This is a genomic window from Methylomonas sp. BG-2 (genome assembly GCF_057766305.1).
Window position 1 is genome coordinate 1 of sequence record NZ_JBYMAP010000328.1, and the last position, 3333, is coordinate 3333.

Genomic DNA, 3333 nt, shown 5'->3' on the forward strand with positions numbered 1-3333 from the left:
CGCCGGATCATCGGTATCGACCAACGGGGTCGAATCCGGATCATCCAATTCTTCCGGCGTCGCCAACGGTTCCAATAAACGCAACAGGCTATTGCGTTGGGCCGGGTATTGATGCGCCAACGTGGTCAATTTTTGACCCAGTGCCGGCAGTTTCAAGGCCCAATACACCAACAACAAGTCGGAACCGGTGACGCTGCCGGTCCAGATAAAATGCTGCCACAGCATCACGCCGATCGCGCTCAGACAGGCCGTGCCCTGCAGCGCTTCGATCGCTAGCGCCGAACGTATCAGACCGCGACTGGCCAGCGCCCAATCCACCAGCAAGCCTTCATGTTCGCGGCGCACCGCCGGTTCGGCGCGGTGAGTGCGTATCGGCACCAAGCCCAGCAAGGCATCGAGATAAAAGCCGATCATTGCGCCGGCGTGATTGCGCACCCGCAAATCGCGCTCGTTCAACCAGGCTTGGCCGAGTAACGGCACCGCCACCGCCAAGCCCGCAGCGAGCGCCGCCCAAGCGAACCCGGCGCGATCCAGTAATAGAATGCCGATCAGCGTCAACCACAAGTCGCACAAGGTTTGGATGAATTGAATCGCCAAGCCGGGAATCTGCCGGGTTAGCGCAATGGCATGACTGCGTTCGGCCATGTCGGACACCGGCCGGCTTTGGAAATAACGATCGGGTAAACGCGGCAGCTTGCGCAACAATGCCATGCGCAATTGGATTTCCAGATGGCGGCCGTAGCGCAGCGTTTCCATCGCAATCGGCACTTCGATCGACAACAGCAACGTGACGAAGGCTAACAAGCTCAACAGCGCCCCCAAGCGTTGTTCAGCGCCTTTCAGTTCCCAGGCGATATCGAACACGCCCCGGAACAACAAGGTTTCCAGCAAAACCGCGGCCACCGCCACGATCAAGGCCCCCAGCAAGGCTAGCGGCGACAATAGCCCGTCGGCTTTCAACAGATCGAAGATCGCGCGTTCCGGATTCAAGGGCCGCTGGTTCAGCGCGCTGGTCAATTCGGCGTCCAACGCATCTGGCACCGGCGGATCGGCCGCCAACTTGGATTGCCGACCGCGAATTTGCAACAATACCGCGCCGTGCAACAGCAACAACGCTTCATCGGTTCCGGCATCATAGGGCACTACCGACCAATACGCCGCCGGCACGGCGCGGTATAAATCCTGGCTGGAAACCGCGCCGAGCACGCTCCTTAGTAAGCGAATCGCGGCCGCGCCGGCGCCAATGCCGCCGGCGGATCGCAGCGTGGACACCAGCCGCAAACCGGCGTCCAATTTGGCGAAACCGAACCAATCCGGATCTTGATCCGCTTGGGCAATGATGGCATCGGCCACCGCCCTTCCGGCGCCAAGCGCGGCCAGGCGCTGTCTGAGCGGATCGACGAACTCGGCGGAGGCGGCCCAGGCCCGCCAGTTGTCCGCCGAAACCGGCAGCTTGTGCTGCAATATTTCCTCGGCGAATGTTGCGCAACGCAGCCAGCGCCGGCCCACCGCCGGGTCCATCACCTGCAGCCAATCGCCGAGCCGGCGCCACAACACGACGAAGTGAGTCGAACCGTCGGCCCGGTGTGCAACCACCATCGCCGGCAGTACCGCGGCCTCGGACAAAAATACATGATCGACCGGCACCATCACTTGCTCGGCTTGCACGCCCAAACGATTGGCGACCAGTTCCAACATATCGATCGAAGTGCCGTCCACATTGGTTTGGCAGGCTTCCCGCAAGCGCCCGTAACTGACCGGAATTCGAAACCCCTCCAGCAGGGACTTTAACGCCGCCGGCCCGCAATCCATCGCCGAGGTTTGCACCACCTCAGGTACCAACCAACGCCGTCCGCCGAAACTAATCATCAATGCGGCGCTCCGCCGGTTAACGGTTGGCGAACTCCACCCGCCAGCCATTGGCCGGCCTTGCGCAACACCAACAGCGCCGGACTCAGCCGTTCGATGACGACTTCGACCGAGCCCGGCAGGCCGTGTTGCAACACGATAGCGGAGTTCGCCGCCGGCTCCGGCGCGAATTCAACCCGCACCCGATTGTCGCGAATCTCCGAGCCAACCGTATTCACTGTCGCCGCCAACGTGCCGAATTGCGCCCAAGGGAATCCGTCCAAGCGCATCGTCGCGATTTGACCGGGCTTAATCCGCCCGATCACCGCCGCCGGCGGGAAATCGGCGACGATACGCAATTCGCTGTGCGGTACCACCGAACCCAGCTTGTCGCCGACCGCCAGATAACCGCCGACCTGCAACGGCGCGATATCGCCGATTTGGCCGGCGGCCGGCGCGCGTATTCGATGTTTTTCGATCTCTTCGCGCAAGCGGTCTATCGTGACGCGGCAGGTTGCCAGTTCGCCGCTCAGTTTGGCGGCATCCTGTTTCAACTCTTCGATTTCGGCCAGTTTTTGGTGGGAATGGGTTTGCGCATCCATTTGCAAACGCTGTATCTCGGCGGACAGCGCGGAGCGAGCGGAGCTGAGTTTTTGCACCTCGGTGCCGGCCCGGAGCGTGTCGATCAGCGCGCCCTTGCCGGCACCCTTCAGTTCGCTCAAGCGCCGCTCGTAATCCTTGGCGAACGACACCGCCGCATTGGCTTCGCGCTGCCGGGAGCGGGCACTGTCGATCGCCGCCAATGCCGCCTTCTGGTCATCCAGTCTGGATTGCTCCAATGCCGCGATTTGCTTATGCAGCGCTTCGATCTGCGGCGGCAAGGCCTGCAAGCGCGCTTCTTCTTCCCTTAGTCGCAAGGTTTCGCTGACCGCGTCCAATGTCGCCAACACCTGGCCGGCCTCGACTTGCTGCCCCAACGAAAAGTCTATCGCCACGATTTTGCCGGCGACCGGCGCCGCGATCGGATTTACCGAACGGTTGACTTCCAAGCGGGCCTGTTGGCTGATCTCGTATATCGTCAACCGCGCCATGCAAAACCAGTAAAGCCAAGCCATCAACAATGCGCCGGCCAGCGACCAGGCTAGCATGGCGTGCCGCGCGGAATCGCGCGCTAGGGAGCGGGTGGTGCGAGAGAAACGGGTAGGCAAACGGATTCTCCGGTAACAATCATTGAATATCCGGAGATTTCGAACGTTTTGCCGATCCGGCGCAATGAACTAATTCACAGCGGGGCTGGGATTTGCCGTCAGTCGAGCGATTCGTTCGCGATATTGCCGAAGATCCGCGGAGGCGTCAGGGAAATCGCAGGTGCTCGATTGACCAGTGCGAATCCACGCGGAGAAGTTGCCAACACCAAGGCTGCGGCCAGTATTATTGATGGCGAATTGGCGAGGGATTCGCCCCGCATCGAGGGAAATATTGGCG

The 3333-nt window shown here is 61.2% G+C and carries 2 protein-coding genes; both read right to left on the reverse strand.

What is annotated here, in order from left to right:
* A partial coding sequence (locus tag AC3B8H_RS19595) for a cysteine peptidase family C39 domain-containing protein (RefSeq protein WP_488443204.1) occupies positions 1-1869 on the reverse strand: 1869 nt, incomplete at its 3' end.
* Positions 1869-2996, reverse strand: a complete 1128-nt coding sequence (locus tag AC3B8H_RS19600) for an HlyD family secretion protein (RefSeq protein WP_488443203.1) — start codon at positions 2994-2996, stop codon at positions 1869-1871. The genes AC3B8H_RS19595 and AC3B8H_RS19600, both read right to left, overlap by 1 nt.
* Positions 2997-3333 lie beyond the last annotated feature (337 nt).